At 63.8% G+C, this 5,199-nt stretch carries 5 protein-coding genes; 3 read left to right on the forward strand and 2 right to left on the reverse strand.

The annotated features are described in order from the left end of the window. From BLX41_RS32265 to BLX41_RS32275, 3 genes are all read left to right on the forward strand, one after another. Positions 1-590, forward strand: a 590-nt coding sequence (locus BLX41_RS32265) for an IclR family transcriptional regulator (protein WP_259745473.1), incomplete at its 5' end; no start/stop codon positions are given. A 47-nt stretch (positions 591-637) separates the two neighbouring features. Beyond that, on the forward strand, positions 638-1,855 hold the full coding sequence (locus BLX41_RS32270) for an amino acid deaminase (protein WP_123728138.1): 1,218 nt from the start codon (positions 638-640) through the stop codon (positions 1,853-1,855). 330 nt (positions 1,856-2,185) lie between these two features. Continuing rightward, positions 2,186-3,103, forward strand: a complete 918-nt coding sequence (locus tag BLX41_RS32275; protein WP_123728139.1) for a sugar kinase — start codon at positions 2,186-2,188, stop codon at positions 3,101-3,103. A 107-nt stretch (positions 3,104-3,210) separates the two neighbouring features. Here the strand turns inward: BLX41_RS32275 and BLX41_RS32280 are convergent, their stop codons facing one another. Both BLX41_RS32280 and BLX41_RS32285 read right to left on the reverse strand, forming a co-directional pair. After that, positions 3,211-3,486 (reverse strand): peptidylprolyl isomerase, encoded by a 276-nt coding sequence (locus tag BLX41_RS32280; protein ID WP_011061856.1) that lies wholly within the window; start codon positions 3,484-3,486, stop codon positions 3,211-3,213. Positions 3,487-3,537: 51 nt separating this feature from the next. Continuing rightward, on the reverse strand, positions 3,538-5,199 hold a 1,662-nt coding region (locus BLX41_RS32285; protein WP_259745474.1), incomplete at its 5' end, for a hybrid sensor histidine kinase/response regulator.

Raw genomic sequence — 5,199 nt, forward strand, 5'->3', positions numbered from 1 at the left:
TGGAGCCGGTGGGCAAGGACGGGCACGTGTACCTGGGGCGTCAGCTGTATTTTCTCGGGCAGGCCCATCTGCGTCATTTCGATCTGAGCCGCGAGGCCGATCAGGCGTTGCAGGAAATTGTCAGTCAGACCCGGGAAACGGCGCAGATGTGCCTGCTCAACGGGCGCAAATACACCGTGGCGCTGATGAAGGAGGGCGAGCGGCATTTCCGTATTTCCTCGGACATCGGCGAGAACGCGCCGATTCCCTGGACCGCTTCCGGGCGGTTGCTGCTGGGGCATATGAGCGATGAACAGATCGTCGAGATGATCGATGATCAGGACTTCATGCTGCCCAATGGCGCACGTCTGCCGCTGGAGACCTTCCTCCAGGAAATCCGCCAGGCCACCGACGACGGTTTTTTTTCCTTCGACAGTGTCGCCGACACCTTCACCCATTGTTTTGCCGCGCCGGTGCGCGATGAGCGCGGGGTGTGCGTTTGCACCCTGTGCATTGTCGCGCCCAGGGCCGATGCCCAGCGCAATTACCAGGAATATCGCCGGGTGCTGATCGACAGCGCCAACCGCCTGGCCCGGCGTATCAACGATTGATGCCTGTGTCGCGGCTGTGCGCAGCCGCCTTGATAAGGAGTGCCAACATGTCTTCTGCTTTGAATCTGCCACTGGTGGAAAAGGGTGCCGCTGCTGCCGGTGCAAATCTGCTTAAAGATGTCAGCCTGCCGGCCCTGGTGCTGCACCGCGAGGCGCTGGAACACAACATTCGCTGGATGCAGAGGTTTGTCAGCGACAGCGGCGCCGAGCTGGCGCCCCATGGCAAGACCAGCATGATGCCTGCGTTGTTCCGTCGGCAGCTGGACGCCGGTGCCTGGGGCATCACCCTGGCCACCGCGGTGCAGACTCGCGCCGCCTATGCCCATGGCGCGCGCCGGGTGTTGATGGCCAACCAGCTGGTGGGGGCGCCGAATATGGCGCTGATCGCCGAGCTGCTGGCCGATCCTGATTTCGATTTCTATTGCATGGTGGATCACCCGGACAGCGTGGCCGATCTGGGGGCGTTTTTCGCTGAGCGTGGGGTTAGCCTCAAGGTGATGATCGAGTACGGCGTGGTGGGCGGTCGTTGCGGCTGTCGCAGCGAGCAGGAGGTTCTGGCCCTGGCCAAGGCGATCCAGGCGCAGCCGGCTTTGGCGTTGTGCGGTATCGAAGGTTACGAAGGGGTGATCCACGGCGACCAGGCTATCAGCGGCATTCGCCAGTTCGCCGATTCCCTGGTGCGTCTGGCGGTGGACCTGCACAACGACGGGCTGTTTGCCATCGAGCGGCCGATCATCACCGCCTCGGGTTCGGCCTGGTACGACCTGATTGCCGAGTCCTTCGAGACCCACAACGCCAAGGGGCGTTTCCTCAGCGTGCTGCGTCCGGGCAGTTATGTCGCCCATGACCACGGTATCTACAAAGAGGCTCAGTGCTGTGTGCTGGATCGACGCAGTGATCTGCACGAAGGCCTGCGTCCGGCGATGGAAGTCTGGGCCCATGTGCAGTCGCTGCCGGAGCCGGGGTTTGCGGTGGTGGCCCTGGGCAAGCGCGATGTGGCCTATGACGCCGGGTTGCCGGTGCCGCTGCGGCGTTACCGCGCGGGAGCCGAGGCCGGTGCCGGTGATGATGTCGCGGCGTGCAAGGTGACGGCGGTGATGGATCAGCACGCGTTTCTCACCGTGGCGCCGGGAGTGGAACTGCGTATTGGCGACATCATTTCCTTCGGTACATCGCACCCGTGCCTGACCTTCGACAAGTGGCGCACCGGTTTGCTGGTGGATGAGCGCCTGCAGGTGATCGAAAGCCTGGATACCTGCTTCTGACCCGTAGGAGCCGGCTTGCCGGCGAAGAGCCCCTTGGATGAGGCGCAGGTCTTGCGGATGCTTTCGCTGGCAAGCCAGCTCCTACGGGGCGGGGGAAATGCACGGTTTGTAGGAGCCGGCTTGCCGGCGAAGAGGCCCTTGGATGGGACGCAGGTTTTGCGGACGCTTTCGCTGGCAAGCCAGCTCCTACGGGGCGGGGGAAATGCACGGTTTGTAGGAGCCGGCTTGCCGGCGAAGAGGCCCTTGGATGGGACGCAGGTCTTGCGGACGCCTTCGCTGGCAAGCCGGCTCCTACCCGGTGGTGTGTGCTTTGAAGGGGAGGTCAGGAACATGAACAGGAAGAAGCGCATCGCCGCCATCGGCGAATGCATGATCGAGCTGCAACAGCGTCACGACGGCAGTCTGCAACAGAGCTTTGGCGGCGATACCTTGAACACGGCGGTGTATCTGAGTCGGGAGCTCGGGCAGCAGGCTCAGGTGGATTATGTCACCGCCCTGGGCTACGACAGCTTCAGCGATGCCATGTGCCAGAGCTGGGCCGAGGAAGGTATCGGCCTGGGAAAGGTTCAGCGCTTGCCCGGGCGTTTGCCGGGGTTGTATTGCATTCAGACTGATGCGCGGGGGGAGCGGCGTTTTCTGTATTGGCGCAATGAAGCGGCGGTGCGCGATTGTTTCAATACGGCGGCAGCGGGGCCGATCCTCGAGGATCTGCAGGATTACGATGTGCTGTATTTCAGTGGCATTACCCTGGCGGTGCTAGGGGAGACGGGGCGCAAGAAGCTGACTGACCTGTTGCTAGAGGCTCGTATTCGCCAGGCGCTGGTCGTGTTTGACAATAACTATCGTCCCCGGCTCTGGGCTTCGGTGGAGCAGGCGCGGGCGGCCTACCTGCAAGTGCTGGAGCACGTGGACCTGGCGCTGCTGACGCTGGATGACGAGCAGGCACTGTTTGGCCATGACTACGCCCATGGGGTGTTTGCGGCGTATCCGAACATTGCCGAGGTGGTGCTCAAGCGCGGGGCCGAGTCGTGCCTGGTGCGCTGTGGCGGTGAGAACTACGAAGTACCGGCGCAGCAGGTGGAGCAGGTGGTGGACACCACGGCGGCGGGGGATTCCTTCAGTGCGGCTTATCTGGCCAGTCGTTTGCTGGGTGGCAGCCCGGTGGACGCGGCGCAGGCCGGGCATCGATTGGCGAGCCGGGTGATTCAGCATCCGGGGGCCTTGATTCCCAGGGGGCCCGCTTTGTAGGAGCCGGCTTGCCGGCGAAGAGGCCTCTGAAGAGAGTGCTGTTCTTGCGGGCGCTTTCGCTGGCAAGCCAGCTCCTACGGGGGAGGCGCGGGTCTGGGCTTGGGGAGTCAATCGCGGAAGAACACCTGCACCAGGTGATAGCCGAATTTGCTCTTGATCGGGCCGTGCACGGTGCGCAGGGGCTTCTTGAAAATCACCTGATCAATGGCGCCGACCATCTGTCCCGGGCGCACTTCTCCCAGGTCGCCGCCGCGCTTGCCCGACGGGCAGGTGGAGTATTTCTTGGCCAGGACGTCGAAGGCTTCGCCCTTGGCGATGCGCTGTTTGAGCTGCTCGGCTTCTTCGGCGGTTTTCACCAGGATGTGGCGGGCTTGGGCTTTCATGGGGGAGTGACCTTGTAGCGGAAAATCGGCGGCCGCGGATTATGCCTGAATTCAGGGCTCGCGGCCGATCATCTGGCGAATCTTCTGTGCCAGCTCTTCGATGGAAAACGGCTTGGCCATCAGGTCCATGCCCGGCTCCAGAAAGCCTTGGCGCTCCGCCGCCTTTTCAGCGTAGCCGGTCATGAACAGCACTTTCAGCGCGGGGCGTTGCTGGCGGGCGATCTCCGCCAGTTGCCGGCCGTTCATGCCCGGCAGGCCGACGTCGGTCACCAGCAGGTCGACGCGCATCGGCGACTCCAGCAGGGGCAGGGCACTGCGGGCGTCCTCGGCCTCGAAGGCGCGGTAGCCCAGTTCGTTGAGGACGTTGAGCACCAGCATGCGTACTGCCGGGTCGTCCTCCACCACCACCACGCTTTCCCCGGCCATGGCTTGGGGCGCTTCGCCGCTGCTTGTGGCTTCCGGTCTTTCCAGGGGCGCGCTATGCAGGCGGGGCAGGTACAGACGCACACAGGTGCCCTGGTCCGGTTCGCTGCTGATGGTCACGTGTCCGCCGGACTGCTGGGCAAAACCGTAGATCATCGACAGCCCGAGGCCCGTGCCCTGGCCGATGGGCTTGGTGGTGAAGAAGGGATCGAAGGCCTTGGCCAGTATCCGCGGACTCATGCCGGCGCCGTTGTCGCTGACCCCGAGCATCACGTAGTCACCGGCCTTGACCGGCTCCAGGGTGCTGATGTCGCTGCCGTCGAGGTAACTGTTGGCGGTCTCGATCAGCAGCCGGCCGCCGTCGGGCATGGCGTCGCGGGCGTTGATCACCAGATTGAGCAGGGCGTTTTCCAGCTGGCTGGCATCGGTATTCACCGGCCACACGCCATCCGCCAGTTGCATCTGCAGTTGGATGTGCTCGCCCTTGGTGTGGTTGAACAGCTCCTGCAGTGAGCGCACCAAATGGTTCGGGTCCAGGGGTTGGCGGTCCAGGGATTGGCGCCGGGAGAAGGCCAGCAGGCGGTGGGTCAGGGACGCGGCGCGCTTGGCCGAGGACATGGCGGCTTCGGTGAAGCGACCGATCTCGGCGCCGCGGCCGTTGTCGATGTAGCGCTGCATCAGGTCCAGGCTGCCGATGATGCCGGTGAGCATATTGTTGAAGTCGTGGGCGATGCCGCCGGTGAGCTGGCCCACGGCCTCCATCTTCTGCGCATGGCGCAGGGCATCTTCGGCGCGTTCGCGCTCGAACATTTCGTTCTGCAGGCGCTGGTTGGCAGTGGCCAGGGCCTCGGTGCGGCGGTTGACCCGCTCTTCCAGGGTTTCGTTGAGGTTGCGCAGCGCCTCTTCGGTCTGTTTGCGCTCGGTTTCATCGATGACAAAAATGTAGAAGCCGTTGATGGCACCGTCGGCGCCATAGCGCGGCAGGTACTTCATCAGGGCGTGGCGCGGGCGACCGTCGCGGTGGGGCGAGTTGGCTTCGAAGCTGCAGGGCTTGCCCGCCAGTGCAGCGGCAATGTTCTCGGCGCGGGTGGCGTAGATCTCGTCGCCCACCACTTCGCGGATGGTCTTGCCGTACAGCTCCTGCGGGGTCAGGCCGTACCAGTCCAGGTAGGCGCTGTTGTTCAGGCGAAAACGCTCCTCGCGGTCGACGTAACCGATCAGCACCGGCATGGCGTTGATGATCAGTTGCAGTTCGGTCTGGCTCTGGCGCAGCGCTTGCTCCATCTGCTT

This window comes from Pseudomonas protegens, assembly GCF_003732485.1.
GTDB lineage: Bacteria > Pseudomonadota > Gammaproteobacteria > Pseudomonadales > Pseudomonadaceae > Aquipseudomonas > Aquipseudomonas protegens_B.